This is a genomic window from Tenacibaculum halocynthiae (assembly GCF_964512825.1).
Lineage (GTDB): Bacteria > Bacteroidota > Bacteroidia > Flavobacteriales > Flavobacteriaceae > Polaribacter > Polaribacter halocynthiae.
The window spans coordinates 137,495-154,048 of record NZ_CAZELG010000016.1 but is presented as its reverse complement, the minus strand read 5'-3'; the positions used below and the strand labels follow the sequence as shown (position 1 = coordinate 154,048).

The 16,554-nt window shown below is 29.6% G+C and carries 14 protein-coding genes; 10 read left to right on the top strand and 4 right to left on the bottom strand.

What is annotated here, in order from left to right; all coding sequences use genetic code 11:
- Nucleotides 1-7: 7 nt before the first annotated feature.
- The 4 genes from ACKTTQ_RS05830 to ACKTTQ_RS05815 all read right to left on the bottom strand — a co-directional run bounded on the left by ACKTTQ_RS05830 (nucleotide 8) and on the right by ACKTTQ_RS05815 (nucleotide 5,064).
- Nucleotides 8-535 carry an inorganic diphosphatase gene (locus ACKTTQ_RS05830; RefSeq protein ID WP_093869936.1) on the bottom strand — a complete coding sequence of 176 codons (528 nt, stop codon included), beginning with the start codon at nucleotides 533-535 and terminating at the stop codon, nucleotides 8-10.
- Nucleotides 536-637: 102 nt separating this feature from the next.
- Complete coding sequence (locus ACKTTQ_RS05825; RefSeq protein ID WP_408048647.1) at nucleotides 638-3,142, bottom strand: DUF5686 family protein; 2,505 nt, start codon at nucleotides 3,140-3,142, stop codon at nucleotides 638-640.
- A 77-nt stretch (nucleotides 3,143-3,219) separates the two neighbouring features.
- Nucleotides 3,220-4,200, bottom strand: coding sequence for a pyruvate dehydrogenase complex E1 component subunit beta (locus ACKTTQ_RS05820; RefSeq protein ID WP_093869938.1), 981 nt, complete (start codon nucleotides 4,198-4,200; stop codon nucleotides 3,220-3,222).
- Between the two features lie 63 nt (nucleotides 4,201-4,263).
- The gene (locus ACKTTQ_RS05815; protein WP_113787624.1) at nucleotides 4,264-5,064 is read right to left on the bottom strand and encodes a class I SAM-dependent methyltransferase; all 801 of its coding nucleotides are present in this window, start codon (nucleotides 5,062-5,064) and stop codon (nucleotides 4,264-4,266) included.
- A gap of 143 nt (nucleotides 5,065-5,207) precedes the next feature.
- Here ACKTTQ_RS05815 and ACKTTQ_RS05810 point away from each other — a divergent pair, with 143 nt between their 5' ends.
- The 10 genes from ACKTTQ_RS05810 to gldA all read left to right on the top strand — a co-directional run bounded on the left by ACKTTQ_RS05810 (nucleotide 5,208) and on the right by gldA (nucleotide 16,361).
- Nucleotides 5,208-5,948 carry an electron transfer flavoprotein subunit beta/FixA family protein gene (locus ACKTTQ_RS05810; RefSeq protein WP_093869940.1) on the top strand — a complete coding sequence of 247 codons (741 nt, stop codon included), beginning with the start codon at nucleotides 5,208-5,210 and terminating at the stop codon, nucleotides 5,946-5,948.
- A 64-nt stretch (nucleotides 5,949-6,012) separates the two neighbouring features.
- Nucleotides 6,013-6,966 (top strand): electron transfer flavoprotein subunit alpha/FixB family protein, encoded by a 954-nt coding sequence (locus ACKTTQ_RS05805; protein ID WP_408048646.1) that lies wholly within the window; start codon nucleotides 6,013-6,015, stop codon nucleotides 6,964-6,966.
- A 143-nt stretch (nucleotides 6,967-7,109) separates the two neighbouring features.
- The gene (locus ACKTTQ_RS05800) at nucleotides 7,110-7,715 is read left to right on the top strand and encodes a bifunctional nuclease family protein (protein ID WP_408048645.1); all 606 of its coding nucleotides are present in this window, start codon (nucleotides 7,110-7,112) and stop codon (nucleotides 7,713-7,715) included.
- Between the two features lie 20 nt (nucleotides 7,716-7,735).
- Nucleotides 7,736-9,484, top strand: a complete 1,749-nt coding sequence (locus tag ACKTTQ_RS05795; RefSeq protein WP_408048644.1) for a NupC/NupG family nucleoside CNT transporter — start codon at nucleotides 7,736-7,738, stop codon at nucleotides 9,482-9,484.
- Nucleotides 9,485-9,589: 105 nt separating this feature from the next.
- On the top strand, nucleotides 9,590-12,859 hold the full coding sequence (locus ACKTTQ_RS05790) for a VIT domain-containing protein (RefSeq protein ID WP_408048643.1): 3,270 nt from the start codon (nucleotides 9,590-9,592) through the stop codon (nucleotides 12,857-12,859).
- A gap of 118 nt (nucleotides 12,860-12,977) precedes the next feature.
- Nucleotides 12,978-13,802 carry a thymidylate synthase gene (locus ACKTTQ_RS05785; RefSeq protein WP_093869945.1) on the top strand — a complete coding sequence of 275 codons (825 nt, stop codon included), beginning with the start codon at nucleotides 12,978-12,980 and terminating at the stop codon, nucleotides 13,800-13,802.
- Between the two features lie 81 nt (nucleotides 13,803-13,883).
- Nucleotides 13,884-14,066 (top strand): hypothetical protein, encoded by a 183-nt coding sequence (locus ACKTTQ_RS05780; RefSeq protein ID WP_093869946.1) that lies wholly within the window; start codon nucleotides 13,884-13,886, stop codon nucleotides 14,064-14,066.
- Nucleotides 14,048-14,998 (top strand): dihydrofolate reductase, encoded by a 951-nt coding sequence (locus tag ACKTTQ_RS05775; RefSeq protein ID WP_408048642.1) that lies wholly within the window; start codon nucleotides 14,048-14,050, stop codon nucleotides 14,996-14,998. Before ACKTTQ_RS05780 ends, ACKTTQ_RS05775 begins: the two co-directional genes overlap by 19 nt.
- On the top strand, nucleotides 14,998-15,474 hold the full coding sequence (locus tag ACKTTQ_RS05770) for a GNAT family N-acetyltransferase (protein ID WP_093869948.1): 477 nt from the start codon (nucleotides 14,998-15,000) through the stop codon (nucleotides 15,472-15,474). Before ACKTTQ_RS05775 ends, ACKTTQ_RS05770 begins: the two co-directional genes overlap by 1 nt.
- Nucleotides 15,465-16,361 (top strand): gliding motility-associated ABC transporter ATP-binding subunit GldA, encoded by an 897-nt coding sequence (gene gldA / locus ACKTTQ_RS05765; protein ID WP_299135914.1) that lies wholly within the window; start codon nucleotides 15,465-15,467, stop codon nucleotides 16,359-16,361. The genes ACKTTQ_RS05770 and gldA overlap by 10 nt, the downstream gene beginning before the upstream one ends.
- The last annotated feature ends 193 nt before the right edge of the window (nucleotides 16,362-16,554 follow it).

Genomic DNA, 16,554 nt, shown 5'->3' with positions numbered 1-16,554 from the left:
AAAATTACTAGATAGTAAAGTTTCCGTTTGCTTTATGCTCACTGTTTGCGTAACGTTCAATACACTTATCTAAAATTTCATAAGCTTCATTTGCGTCACCCCAATCACCAATATCAACTTTCTTTTTTTCTAAATCTTTATATACTTGGAAAAAATGTGTAATTTCTTGTTGACGGTGTGGGTTTAAGTCTGATAAATCATTATATCTATTCCAAATTGGATCAGATACAGGTACACAAACAATTTTTTCATCTGGACCTTTTTCATCTGCCATATGGAAAACACCAATAGGTTTTACTTCCATAACACACATTGGGAAAGTAGGTTCAGCACCTAATACTAATACATCTAATGGATCTCCATCTAATGCTAATGTTTCAGGTATAAATCCGTAATCACCAGGATACATCATTGATGAAAATAACATTCTATCAAAACGTATTTTACCTAAATCAAAATCGTATTCGTATTTATTTCTACTTCCTTTTGGTATTTCTATTAAAACATCTACTGTCTTTCTTTCTTTTGCAGTCATATTACTTAACTTATCTTCGTTTCTAAAATCGGAGTGCAAAAGTAATAATTTATTGCTGATTTTATAGTTAAAAACAAGGTTATTTTATGGTTAAATGTATGGCTATAAGCCTGGTTTAATTCCTATTCGTATTGCAAATTTTGGAGTTGGACTTACTACTGAGCCTGCTGGAGGGGTGTAGTTACTTCTCCAAATAGCGTCAATACGTAAAAAACGTAAGTTTCCGTAGCCTATGTTTTCTACTCCAACACTATATTCATAATACATTTTATTTGGTGTGTTGTAATTTATGTTTGACTTATTAATAGCTATATTGTTATTTGAAATTGTACCATAAGCTGCTCTGAAAGTTACTAAACTACGTAGCTTTAGTTTTTTTAATAGAGGTATTTTATTTAAAATAAATCCATTAAAGTGATGCTCTAAATGTGTAGCTGCGTAGGTGTCAGTAACAAAATCATAATAATTTAATAAAGAAAAAGTGTTCTTAACTAAAGAAAGTGATTGGTTAGCTGGTACTGGGTTTAGTAGTCCAATTGGTACAGTTCCAAAAGTTTTACCACCTTCAATCGTTGCGTCTAGTAAACCAAATTTTCCTAAAAGAATAGGTTGCGTATATTTAAATTGAATTTTATCATAACTATGAGTTCCATTAAAAGGCCCTTTATATCCTTTTCTGTAGTTTAATACTAGAGTAGGGAATATATTTCTTCCAAAACGCCTTTCAACCCCCAATCCATAAACAAAACGTCCAGGAGTATAAGAAACATAAATGTCAGAAGCAACGTCTGTTATTTGTGAGCGTAAATTCCCTTTTTCATCAAGGTAATTCATTGAGAAATCTTTCTGTGAAGCAGTTCCAATTCTAGCATGTGATAGGTTAAAGCCTACATGCAGATTCATTTTTATCTGGTAATCAAAATTTGCAGCTACCTTTTTGACTCTTGAAAGGAAAAAATTGTCTCCTCTATTAAGTATAGCAGTGGTACCAAAACTTCTTCCTAATAATTGAGTAGTATTTAATAGCACACTACCTAGTTGTTCAATATCATCTTGATAGGCTAATCCTACAGCTATTCTTGGTTTGTATGATAGTAGGTATCTAGCTTCAGCTCCGTACTTAACTTTTTTGTCTTTAAATCCGTATGCAATGTGCCCACCTAACCTAAAACGATCATCTTTTGTTTTAAAAGTTCTAAATCCTATTTTTGTTCTAAATCCTTCTACTTGATTACTTGCAAAAGCTGTCCAAAATGGGCCGAATTGAATCCCTAAATTAGTGTTTATATATCCACTAGCTACTGTATTTATTAATCCTGTAATGTTTTTTATTTCTTTCTTTTGTTTTACAGAATTAATTAATTTATAGGTTGATTTATTTTCCTCATCAGTAACTCCTTTCCAGTATTTTTGCTTTTTTGTATACTGATCTGGTCGTATTTTAATGTTTTTTTGAGTATAGAAAATAGAAGGCTTTGGTTTGTTAAGAATGTAGTTTTTGAATAAAATAGTTTTCTTTATTGTTAACCCTTTATTACTTTCATTCTTGTCGAGAAAAGTAAAATCACCATCATAAGCATTTTTTGTAGAAAGATATATGCTATCATTTTTAACTTCGTATTCTTTTTCAAAACTCAATCCCCTCACAAAGTTTAAATTAATACTCTTGTGAACTTTCATTTTTATTTTTTTTACTGAATAGTTTTTATCAGCAACCCAAACATTTCCTTGAAAAGCTAAATCACCATTTCTTCTAGGGAAAAAATAGATGTTATATAGCTTCTTTTTATTTTTTACAATACTATCATATAAAACATAATCATAAGTAGCAAAACCGTCTGAAGATAGGGGGCTAACAAATGACTTCTGTAATAGTGTAATGTTATTTTTAAATACATCAATGTTTTGAAAAGTATTTGACATTCTATCAAAAACAAAACCTTGAGCACCTAATCCTTCTTCTTTTTCAGCTTCGATATCGGTTCTAATATTGTTCTCTTTATTATTACCATATACATTGGCAACTTGCTCTCTTAAATATACAGGGATATAGTAATTAATACCGTCGTTGTCATATTTAATTTCAGAAATTGCTTTTTCGTAATCTTTTTTAAAAATTCTTTTAATGAATACTGTATCTAAATTATTAAGCCCAATTTCAATACTGGTATGTTTTTTAAATTGATAATTATCAACTAAGTTTAGACCTAGTTTACGTTTACGCTTCCATACTTCTTTTAAAATTCTATAAGCAGGGTTTTCTTTTTTCTTTAGCCTTTTTTTAGGTTTAGTTACAACAATAACTTCTTCAAGTTCATTTGAAAGTTCTTTTAAAACAACATTAAGATATTTTGTTTTTTGATTAACTTTTAAAACTTGAGTTTTATATCCTATAAAAGATATTTCTAAAGTTCCTCTGTATTTTTTTGTTTTTAAAAAAAACTTACCATCATCACTAGTAGTAGTTCCATAAGTTGTGTTTTGTAAAAAAACATTAACAAATGGTAATGGATTATTAAATTCATCAACTACTTTCCCTTTTAAAGTTATTTGTGCACTAACTGAGGTAGTTATGAATATAAGTAAGTAAAACAGCCGAATTTTCATTATTTTCTTTTACTGCAAAATCCTTTTGATATAAAAAATCAAAAGGATTTTGGATTATTTTTTCAATTTCAATTTGTTTATTTGATGTATAAAACTTCTTTTACAGCAGTAACAACATCATTTGCGTTTGGTAACCATTTTTCTAATAAAACTGGTGAATACGGAGCAGGAGTATCAGCTGTCGTAATTCTTTTTATAGGTGCATCTAGATAATCAAAAGCTTCATCTTGAACTCTAAAAGTTATTTCTGAAGAAACACTTCCAAATGGCCAAGCTTCTTCTAGAACTACAAGTCTGTTTGTTTTCTTTACAGATTCTAAAATTGCATTATGATCCATAGGACGAACAGTTCGTAAATCGATAATTTCGATAGAAATACCTTCTTTAGCAAGTTCGTCAGCAGCTTTATAAGCTTCTTTAATTATTTTACCAAAAGAAACTACAGTAACATCAGTACCTTCTCTTTTAATATCTGCTACACCAATAGGTATTATGTATTCCCCTTCTGGAATTTCCATTTTATCACCATACATTTGTTCAGACTCCATGAAAATAACTGGATCATCATCACGAATTGCTGCTTTTAGTAAGCCTTTTGCATCGTATGGGTTTGAAGGAACGATAACTTTTAACCCAGGACAGTTAGCAAACCAGCTTTCAAAAGCTTGTGAATGAGTTGCAGCCAATTGACCAGCAGAAGCAGTTGGTCCTCTAAATACTATAGGACAATTGAATTGTCCTCCACTCATTTGTCTAATTTTAGCCGCGTTATTTATAATTTGATCAATTCCTACTAATGAGAAATTGAAAGTCATATATTCAACAATAGGGCGGTTTCCATTCATTGCTGAACCAACAGCAATTCCACCAAAACCTAATTCAGCAATAGGAGCATCAATTACACGTTTAGCACCAAATTCATCTAGCATCCCTTTACTAGCTTTATATGCACCATTGTACTCAGCAACTTCTTCACCTATTAAGTAAATGCTTTCATCTCTGCGCATTTCCTCACTCATTGCTTCGCAAACGGCCTCTCTAAATTGTACTGTTTTCATACGTTTTATAAGTAGTTGTTTATCAAGAGTGCAAAAGTAGTAAAAATAGATGTAATGTAAAGGTTAGAATTTTCTTAAAATCCAAATATCTTGTGTAGGTTTATTATTAATAATCCCTCTTTCAATATGCTTAAGTACTTTAAAGTTATTTGAGGTGCATAAATTATTAAAGAAAATAGGAGGGTGGTAAGTAGCAAAAAGTCTATTACCTTCTATTTTATATGAATGTTCAATTAGTTTTCCCTGATTAAAATTTATAGTCTCTTTCTTAGAAAGTTTGTTTTTATATGCATTTCCATGAGTTGTAATGAATAAAATAGCTCCTTTTTTTGAAACTCTATTTAATTCTTTTATCCATAAATGATGTTTTTCCTCTGATAGATGTGTGAAAATTGAAATGCTATAAATGAAATCAAAAAAGTTAGCTTGAAAATTTAAAGGAGGTGTTAAGTTGTTTTTAATAACATTTATATTCGACAAATTTTTTGAACACCATTTTATGTATTTTGAATTATAGTCAGAACCCCAAAAAATAGATTTTTTAATAAATTTAGGCATATGCCTTAATATTCTTCCAGTTCCGCAGCCCCAGTCTAAAACTTTAATGTTTGTTGGTTTTATGAATTCTTTAATGTGTTCAACAATCCATTCGGCTGTGTCTTCTCCACCAAAATATATTTTATGATAGTCTAAGCCAAAGGTTTCATACAAATAAAAATCAGGAGGTATTTTTACAAAAGGGTTTTCATTCAAAAAGATAGTATTCTTTTTTTTATTCTTGAATTTTTGATAAAAAAAATTACCATGCTCAAAAAGAGGTAGTAGACCAATTAGTTTCACAGTTTTTTTAATTTTTCTCTTCATATTCAATGAGTAAGGTTTTTTTAGCGAAATGATTAATTGCAAAAATAAAAAGGAAAAAATAATTTACTATGCACGCATAGTATTTTTAAAAAAAATGCGTAACTTCGTCGTTCAAAAAATAAGTTTCTTTAAAACAGCAATATATGAAAATATTAGTATGTATCAGTCACGTACCTGATACCACTTCAAAAATTAACTTTACAGATAGCGATACAAAGTTTGATACGAATGGAGTACAGTTTGTTATAAATCCATATGATGAGTTTAGTTTAACTAGAGCTATGTGGTTTAAAGAAAAGCAAGGTGCTTCGGTAACTGTAGTTAACGTTGGAGGAGCTTCAACTGAACCAACTTTGAGAAAAGCTTTGGCTATAGGAGCTGATGAGGCTATAAGAGTTAATGTTGAGCCAACTGATGGTTTAATGGTAGCGAAAGAATTAGCTGAGATTGTAAAAGAAGGTGGATACGATTTAGTATTAGCTGGGAAAGAATCTGCTGATTATAATGGGCAAATGGTTCCAGGTATGCTAGCTTCTTTAGTAGATTTCAATTTTGTTAACGGTTGTGTTGGGATGGAAGTAGAAGGAACTAATGTAACTTTAGATAGAGAAATAGATGGAGGAGAAGAAAAAGTTTCATCTGTTTTACCTATGGTAGTTGCTGGGCAAAAAGGGATCGTAGAAGAAAAAGATTTACGTATACCTAACATGAGAGGTATTATGATGGCTCGTAAAAAACCATTAAAGGTTGTTGAAGGAAGTGGAGCTGCTGCATCATCTGTAACAAAAACCTTTGAAAAACCAGTAGCAAAAGGAGCTGTTAAGTTAGTGGATAATGTTGATGATTTAATCAACTTATTACATAACGAAGCAAAAGCAATTTAAAAATAAAATATAAAATTTTGCGGGTGATATTAAAATCACTTAGCAACCTAAAAATATAAAAAATATGTCTGTATTAGTTTTTGCCGATTCAACGGAAGGAAAATTCAAAAAAACAGCTTTTGAAGTTGTTTCATACGGAAAAAAAGTTGCTGAACAGTTAGGAACTAGTTTGGTAACGTTAACAATAAATGGTGGTGATGCTTCAGAACTGAATACTTATGGAGCAGAAAATGTTGTAGAAGTGAAAAATGAATTATCAACGTTTAACGCTAAATCATATGCTTCAATTATAAAGCAAGTAGCCGAAGCAAAGGAGGCTAGTGTTGTTGTTATTGATTCAAGTGTTGATGGTTTAACTGTGGCTCCTTTAGTAGCAGTTTCTTTAGAAGCTGGGTATGCTTCAAATGTAGTAGCATTACCAAGCGATACTGCTCCTTTTGTAGTTAAACGTAAAGCTTTTTCAAATAAAGGGTTTAACAATACTGAAATTTCTAGTGATAAAAAAGTAATAGGTGTTGCAAAGAATTCATACGGAGCACATGAAAATCAAGCTTCAGGTGCTGTTGAAGGATTTGAAGCAGTATTACCAGAATTAAATGTAAAGTCTGAAGCGATAAATAAGGCATCAGGTAAAGTTACAATTGCAGATGCAGATGTTGTTGTATCAGCAGGTAGAGGTTTAAAAGGCCCTGAAAACTGGGGGATGGTAGAAGAGTTAGCTGAAGTTCTTGGAGCTGCAACTGCTTGTTCAAAGCCAGTATCTGATTTAGGTTGGAGACCACATAGTGAGCATGTTGGACAAACAGGTAAGCCAGTTGCATCTAATTTATATATCGCAATAGGTATTTCTGGAGCTATTCAACATTTAGCAGGTGTAAATGCATCAAAGGTAAAAGTAGTTGTTAATAATGATCCTGAAGCACCATTTTTTAAGGCTGCTGACTATGGTATTGTTGGAGATGCCTTTGAAGTTATTCCTCAATTAATAGAAAAATTAAAAGCATTTAAACAAGCATAATTAGTGAGTTAATTTTTCTTTTAAAAGAAAATAGAAAAGAACTCATAATTTTTAGTAAATTGTGCTCGCATTAAAAAAGGCTGTCTAAAACTTAAAAATAAGCCTAAGTTAGACAGCCTTTTTCTTTTTTATGATGATGATACATGAGTTTAATAAAACTAACTATTAAAGGAATTTCATATAGTCAAACACAAAGCGGAGCCTATGCTTTGGTGTTGAGTGAAATAGAAGGAACAAGAACGTTGCCTATTATAATTGGAGCTTTTGAAGCTCAGTCTATTGCTATCGCTTTAGAGAAAGAAATTAGACCCCCAAGGCCACTAACTCATGATTTGTTCAAAACATTTGCTGATCGTTTTTCTATAAATATAAAACAAGTAATTATTCATAAGCTGGTTGATGGTGTTTTCTTTTCAAGTTTACTCTCTGAAAGAGATGGTGTTGAGGAGGTTATTGATACCAGAACATCTGATGCAATTGCATTAGCAGTTCGTTTTCAAGCGCCTATTTATACTTATGAAAATATTTTAGATAAAGCAGGGATATATTTGAAATTAGACGAAGAGTTTTCTGAAGAAGAAGGTTTGGATGAAGATGAATTTGAGTTAACTTTTGAAGAAGAAGTTGAGGAAGATGCGTATAGCCAAATGTCTTTGTCAGAATTAAATGATGAGCTAAATGAAGCTGTTTCAAATGAAGATTATGAAGTAGCAGCTAAAATTCGAGATGAAATTAGCAAACGATCTTAAAAATATTTAAAACTACAAAAATGAAGAAGTTATTTACACTTTTGATGCTTTGCGTTTCAATAGTAACGTTTAGCCAAAGTATTGAAAAGAAGTGGAATTTTTCATCTATAACAACAACTGAAGGAAAAGAAGTTGTTTCTATAAATCAAAATGATGTTTTCGAATTATCTAAAGGAGAGTTTTGTTATTCTTTAGAGGCGAAAGATGATTTAAAATCGTCTGGAAGCTATATACATCAAAATAATCTATTAATTTTTAATTACAAAGAACCTAAAGATACCGTTAGGTACTATAATATTACTGAGTTAACTGATAAAGTATTAACATTATCAGAGAATAATATACTATACAAGTTCTCTTCAAGTGAAAGTGTAGCGCCAATTGTAGTGGAAAAATCCGAAATAAAAGAAGTGAATTCTGGAATAGTTTCTAGCCAAGGATTTACAATGCAAAGCTTGTGGAGAGGTATTTTAGGAATGGTCTCGTTATTAGTTATCGCATTTTTATTTAGTTCAAACAGAAAAGCTATTGATTGGAAAACTGTTGGATTGGGACTTGCTTTTCAGTTGATTATAGCTATTGGAGTTTTGAAAGTTGCATTTGTGCAGTCTATTTTTGATTTTATAGGTAAAGGTTTTGTGAAAATATTAGATTTTACACAAGCAGGAAGCGAGTTCTTATTTAAGGGTTTAATTTCTGATATGGATACTTTTGGATTTATTTTTGCTTTTCAAATTTTACCAACAATTATATTTTTCTCAGCTTTAACTTCTTTGTTATTCTATTTAGGGATTATTCAAAAAATAGTAAAGATTTTAGCTTGGTCATTAAGTAAGGTTTTAAAAATATCAGGTGCAGAGAGTTTATCTGTTGCGGGGAATATTTTTTTAGGACAAACTGAAGCTCCTTTATTAGTTAAAGCATATTTGGAAAAAATGAATAAATCTGAAATGCTTTTAGTAATGATAGGAGGAATGGCAACGGTAGCTGGAGCAGTTTTAGCTGCTTATATTGGCTTCTTGGGTGGAGATGATGAAGTGTTAAAATTGTTGTATGCTAAACATTTATTAGCAGCATCAGTTATGGCAGCTCCTGGGGCAATTATAATTTCTAAAATATTGTACCCTCAAACCGAAAAAGTAAATACAGATGTGAAAGTGTCCCAAGAAAAAATAGGTTCAAATATATTAGATGCTATTGCTAATGGAACTACTGAGGGGTTACAATTAGCGATGAATGTAGGTGCTATGTTGTTGGTGTTTGTAGCTTTTATAGCAATGATAAATGGAGTCTTAGGAGGAGTAGGTGGTTTTGATGGAATTGAATATTTTAATTGGAAATTTACTTCTTTAAATGAAGTGATATCAAATTCGACTCCATATAAGTCATTATCATTAGAATTTATTTTGGGGTATCTTTTTGCGCCATTAATGTGGTTAATAGGAGTTGCTAGTGAAGATATGGCTTTAATGGGGCAACTGTTAGGCATAAAATTAGCAGCAAGTGAGTTTGTTGGTTATATTCAACTAGCTGAACTTAAAGATGTTGCTAGTGCTACTCATCTAACCTATAATAAATCAATTATAATGGCAACATATATGTTGTGCGGATTTGCAAATTTCGCTTCTATTGGAATTCAAATAGGAGGTATAGGTTCATTAGCTCCGGGACAGCGTAAAACATTATCTGAATTTGGAATGAAAGCTTTAATTGGAGGTACCATTGCATCTTTAATGTCTGCAACTATTGCTGGGATGATTATAGGTTAATAAAAATAACTAAAAAAATAATAAAAACACCAACTGTACAGTTGGTGTTTTTTTGTATGTGAAATTTGGTATGAATATTGTCTATAAAGTGTACAAAAAACTATTATGAAGAAACTACTATTTTTAATTGCGTTGTTAATTACTAATCTTGTGATTAGTCAAAAAACACCTACTTTAAATGTAGGTAAAAGACAATTAGCATTATCTTCCTTAGATATTAAAGCAACAATTACAGGCAATATAGCAACTACAACTTACGATATGTTGTTTTATAACCCAAGTTCAAGAGTTTTAGAAGGAGAATTAAAGTTTCCTTTAGGAGAAAACCAAGAGATTTCTAGATTAGCATTAGAAATACAAGGGAAGCTAAGGGAAGCTGTTGTTGTAGAAAAAGAGTTAGGTAGAGTTGCTTTTGAAGGAATTGTAAGAAAAGGAGTTGATCCTGCATTGTTGGAAAAAGGGAAAGGAAACTCATATAATGTAAGAGTGTATCCTATTCCTGCAAATGGGTATAAACGTGTTGTTATTGCTTATGAGCAAGAGCTTGTTTATAAAGATGAAGCACATTATTATCATTTACCACTAAGCTTTAAAGATGAATTAGATTTTTTTAATGTTTCTATAGAAACTAGTCAACAAAAATTTACACCATTATTAATTAAAGGAGATAAAACAATGTCTTTTTCCAAATGGGAAAATGTATTTAGAACAATATTAAAAAAAGAAAAATATATACCTAATAAAAGTGTTTTGGTAAAAATGCCAATTGCATTAAAAGAAGAGAAATTAGTAGCTTCTTCTAATCATTTTTATTTCTATAAAACGATTAAACCAGAAGAAAAAAAACGTGAAAGACCGAATAAAATATCTATTTATTGGGATGCTTCATTGTCTATGAAGTCTAGAAACACTTCTAAAGAAATAAATTTATTACATCAATATTTTAGAATTTTAAAAAATGTAGACGTTGATTTTTTGCCTTTTAGTAATCTTATTAATGGTAAAGAAAAATTTAAAATAAGAAATGGAGATTGGTCTCGTTTAAAGAAAAGAATAATGAGTACTGTATATGATGGAGGAACATCGTATTCTTCACTAAAGAACATGAAAGATAATTCAGATGTGATTATTCTTTTTTCTGACGGTATAACTACACAAAGTAAATCTGATTTAGCTAAGGGTATCCCTGTTTTTGTTATAAATAGTAAAACAAAAGCAGCACACAAAAAGTTACATCGTATAGCAAAAAATACAAATGGAGGTTATCTTAATTTAAACAGAACAAGCATAAAAGAAGCGTTATCAATTTTAAATAATATACAACTTCAATATTTAGGGTATAATTCATTTACAAAAAACATAGAAGTGTATAGGTCAGAATCGTCAAAAGGATTGTTTGATTTTTCTATTGCTGGTAAAAATTATAAGCAGGGAGAAAAGATAACTTTTTTCTTTGGGTATGGTGATAAAGTTACACAAGAAATTTCTGTTGTATTAAAAAAGAATGTGTCAAATGATAAGGGAATTATAAGAAGAATTTGGGCTAAAAATAAAATAAATTATCTTTTAGAAAATAAGGAGGAAAATAAAGAAAGTATCATTAATACGGCAGTTGAACATAGTTTAGTTACTGAGTATACTTCTTTAATAGTGTTAGAAGATGTTCAAGATTATATTACTTATAATATACCTCCACCTAAAGAATTGTTGGATCAGTACAATATGATAAAAAATAATTCTACTAAAAGAAGTATGAATAGGAGTAATATGGGGAATTCTTCTCTACTACCAGAAAGAATTGAAATAGTTGAAGATACTAAAGATGTGGAAGAAATGATTATAGAAGTTACTGAAACTGATGAAGCTGAGGTTGTAGCGTTAGATGAAATTGTAGAAGTAGAGGAAGAAGAAGTGGTTGTTGAAGATGTTCCGTTTTCGATAGTAGAAAAACTTCCAATTTATTTAGGGTGTGAAGAAAATTTAAGAAAAGAAGATCAAAAAAAATGTTTTATAGATAAGTTAGATGAGCATATAAAAATTAATTTGAATACAAGTTTAACTCAAGGTTTAGAAATAAGATCTAATACTAGAATTCTGGCAAAATTCACGATAGATAAGAGAGGTGAAATTATTAATATTCAAGTTAGAAGCCAATATTTAATTTTAGCAAATGAAGTTGTTAGAGTTTTAAAGATGTTACCTAGGTTTATTCCAGCAAGTCAAAGAGGAAGGTCAGTAAACGTTTCTTATATATTGCCTATAACAATGAGTAAATCAAATAATCCTGAAAGAATAAATTTACAAAGACCAGAATCAGTAATAGTTAAAGCAAATACCATAGAACTCCCTAATAATGCAAGAAATAGAAGACCTAATTCTAATAGTTTAACAGAAAGTCAGGTAGTTAATAATTCGTTAGTGAAACCTTCTTATAAAAAATACAAAGGAAGTTTGCAGGTAGAAAAGCGAATAGTAAATACACCATATTTAAATGCGTTAGACTTTTTTAAAGATAAAGAAACTGCTTATTTATTTTATATAAAGCAAAGAGAAAGCTATAAAGAAGTACCACATTATTATATAGATGTTTCTGATTATTTTAACAGGAGGTTTAATGCTAGAATATATGCAAGTAGAATTTTATCTAATGTATCTGAATTAGATGCAGATAATTATGAGTTATTAAAAGCGTATGCTTATAAATTAGAAGAAAGAAATGAGAATACTTTAGCATTGTTTATCTATAAAACTATTTTAGAACTAAGACCTGAAGATGCACAGTCATATAGGGATGTTGCTTTAGCATATCAAAACATTGGTTTATGTCAAGAAGCTTTTGATGTTTTATTAAGTATTGTAAATAATAAAATATACGAAAAAAATAAACACCGAAGAGTTTTTAAGGGGATGCAAGATATAGCAAAACAAGAGTTAAATATTTTATATAAAAAATATAAGGATGATTTAGATATATCAAAAGCGCCTGAAGGTTTTTTTGAAGAAATGACACCTATAGATTTTAGAACGGTAGTTGACTGGAATCACAATGATACAGATATTGACTTGCATGTTATAGATCCTAATTTAGAAGAGTGTTATTATAGTCATACTAAAACTGAACAAGGAGGTAGTATTTCTAGAGATATGACTCAAGGTTTCGGGCCGGAATGTTTTACATTGAAGGAAGCAGAAAAGGGACTTTATTATGTGAAGATTAAATATTTTGGAGATCGTAAACAAAAAATTGAAACTCCCACTTTTATGAAAATAACAATTTATAAAAATCAGGGAAAGAAGGATGAAAGTAAGCAAGTAAAAGTTGTTAGATTAACTAAGAAAGATAAAGAAGAGATGATTGCTAAAGTTAAAATTTAGAAGGCTTTTTAGTTAATAACTTATTAATATAATTATGAAAAGCTTCAGTATAATATATGGAAGCTTTTTTATTTTTACAAAATGAAATGTTTTCCTTAAGGGAAGTGAATATAGAATTATGAAGCAGTATTTAGATTTAGTAAAGCACGTTTTAGAAAACGGAAATGAGAAAGGAGATAGAACAGGAACAGGAACTAAAAGTGTTTTTGGGCATCAAATGCGTTTTGATTTAAGCAAAGGTTTTCCAATGGTAACAACCAAAAAACTGCATTTGAAATCTATTGTTTATGAGCTTTTATGGTTTATTAAAGGAGATACAAATATTAAATACTTACAAGAAAATGGTGTTCGTATTTGGAATGAATGGGCAGATGAGAATGGAGATTTAGGCCCTGTATATGGTCATCAATGGCGAAATTGGAATAGTGATGAAGTTGATCAATTAAAAGAAGTAATTGAAACGTTAAAAAAGAATCCTAATAGTAGAAGGATGTTAGTTTCTGCTTGGAATCCATCTGTGTTACCAGACACTTCAAAGTCATTTGGAGAGAATGTAGCAAATGGTAAAGCTGCATTACCACCTTGCCATGCCTTTTTTCAATTCTATGTAGCTAATGGAAAATTATCATGTCAATTATACCAAAGAAGTGCTGATATATTTTTAGGTGTTCCATTCAATATAGCCTCATATGCTTTGTTTACTATGATGGTAGCACAAGTATGTGGTTATGAAGCAGGGGAGTTTATTCATACTTTTGGAGATGCTCATATTTATAATAATCATTTAGAGCAATTGGAATTACAATTATCTAGAGATCCAAAAGAACTTCCAAAAATGAAGATAAATCCAGCGATTAAAAATATTGAAGACTTTACATTTGAAGACTTTGAATTGGTTGGTTATGAATCACATCCTCATATAAAAGGAGTGGTAGCTATTTAATTTTTAACGTTCTTTTATCTTTTTAATAATTAAAAATTAGTTCTTAGTTATTACTTTAGTACTAACCCTAAAACATAGAATATGACCAATGAAATAGATACTATAAAAGAGAATATTTACGATAAGATAGCTGAAATTAATGACGAAAATGTGTTAATAGCTATTCAAACTATTATTGTAAATATTGAAAATAGTAGGGAAGATAAAATAACGAATAAAGAAGACTTTACAAGCTATATAAAAGAATGGGTAAAGAATATGTAATTAAAACATGTATTGAAAACTTAGAAAATATACTTAATTCATTTCCTTTACAGGTAGCTTCTATTTCTAAAGAGAGTTGGAATAAGAAAGAATCTGAAAGTAAATGGAGTAAAAAAGAAGTTCTAGGCCATTTAATTGATTCGGGTTTTAATAATTTACAGCGTTTTATTAGAGTTCAATATGAAGAAACTCCACATATTGCATATAATCAAAATGAATGGGTGAAATCACAAAATTGGCAAGCATTACCTATTGAAAATGTTGTGCAGTTATGGAAAGTGATTAACCAACAAATACTTCATATATGGAAAAATTTTCCAGAGAATAAAGTAAATGTTAAAATTAATGTTTCAAAAGAGAAAACAGAATTATATACATTTGCTGAAATAATGGAAGATTATATTGTCCATTTTCATCATCATGAAAAACAAATAGTTTCAAAAATGATTACAGTAATTGCTGCAATAGGTAAAAATAATGAGTTAGGAAAAGGAAATGATTTAATATGGCACTTACCAGCCGATTTAAAGCGATTTAAAAAAGTAACTAGTGGTCATCATATTGTCATGGGACGTAATACTTTTGAAAGTATAGGGAAACCTTTACCAAATAGAACAACAATCATTATTACTAGAAATAAAGACTATTCAAAAGAAGGTTGCTTAACTGCTAATAGTATAGAAGAGGCTTTAGAGTTGAGTAAAAAAGATACAGATGTTTTTATTATTGGAGGTGCTCAAATTTATAAACAAGCATTAGAAAGTAATTTAGTAGATAAATTAGATATTACATTGGTTCATGAAAATTTTGAAGCGGATGTTTATTTTCCTGAAATTAATACTTTAGTTTGGAAAGAAGCTTCAAGAGAAGATTTTATAGCTGATGAAAAAAATAAATATGATTATAGTTTCGTTTCTTATGTAAAGAAGTAATGATTTATAAAGAAACACATGCGTTAAGCGAATTTGAAAAAGAAGCAGTAAGATTATTGTGGAATAATGAGTACCCCGAAATAATTCAACAAAAAAGTAAAGCAGAATTTGATGAGTATTTATCTCAACTAAAAAATAAAAAACATATTCTTATATTAAAAGAGAATGAAGTTTTAGGGTGGTATTGCGATTTTATTAGAAATAATGAGTTGTGGTTTGCTATGATAATTGACGCTAAAATGCAAGGTTTTGGAGAAGGGAGAAAACTAATACAAAAAGCAAAGAAAAGAAATAAAGAATTGAATGGTTGGGTAGTTATAGAAAATAGTTACCTTAAACAGAATAAAAAAGAATATAAATCTCCTATTGAATTTTATAAAAAGTTAGGTTTCAAAATTTTCTTAAATAAAAAATTAGAATCAAACGAAATGAATGCAATAAAAATTCAATGGAAATCTGAAGATCAATGTCATTAAAACTTACCTCGATAACTAAAATATACGGAACACAAAAAGCTGTTAATACTATTTCTTTTTCAGTTGAGAAAGGTGAAATAGTAGGGTTTTTAGGTCCCAATGGTGCAGGGAAGTCAACTACTATGAAAATCATAGCCGGTTATATAAAACCAACCGAAGGTGAAGTGTTAGTAGATGGTATTGATGTAATTAAAACACCTAAAGAAGCGCAAAAAAGAATCGGATATTTACCAGAACATAATCCGTTGTATTTAGATATGTACGTTCGTGAGTATTTAAAATTTCAAGCTTCAATTTATAAAATAGACTTAACTAAGATAGCTGAAGTAATAGATAAAGTAGGTTTAATTAATGAAGCGCATAAAAAAATAAACCAATTATCAAAAGGATATAGGCAGCGTGTTGGTTTAGCTGCAGCAATTTTACATGATCCTGAAGTGTTAATTTTAGATGAACCTACTACAGGCTTAGATCCTAATCAATTAGTTGAAATACGTGAATTAATAAAAGAGTTAGGAAAAAACAAAACGGTACTATTGTCTACACATATCATGCAAGAAGTTGAAGCTGTTTGTGATAGGGTGTTATTGATTAATAAAGGAGAGGTAATTATAGATAAACCTTTAAAAGAATTAAAAACAAGTAAAGAACAAATTATTAAAGTAACATTTGATTATAAGTTAGAAGAACAATTTATAAAACGCTTACCAAATATTTTGTCTTTTAAAAATACTACTGAGAACAACTGGATTTTGACTTTTGAATCAGAACAAGATATGCGTCCAGTAATTTTTGATTTCGCTCAAGAAAACGGACTTAAAATTCTTGGCTTAAATACAGAAAATAAAAACTTAGAAAGTTTATTTCATGAGTTGACTAAAAGTTAATTCATAAAAATAGTTAAATACTTTATAAAACCTCTAAATGTCATGTTTAGAGGTTTTTATGTTTTTAAGTCAAAATCTAAACTTTTTAATTGTTAAAAACTAGGGTGTTTTTCCTTTTTTTAATTCATATTATCACCGAAAATAATTAAAGAAAAAGAACTTTTTTTAAGGAGATTTTCATTGTAAATTTTTC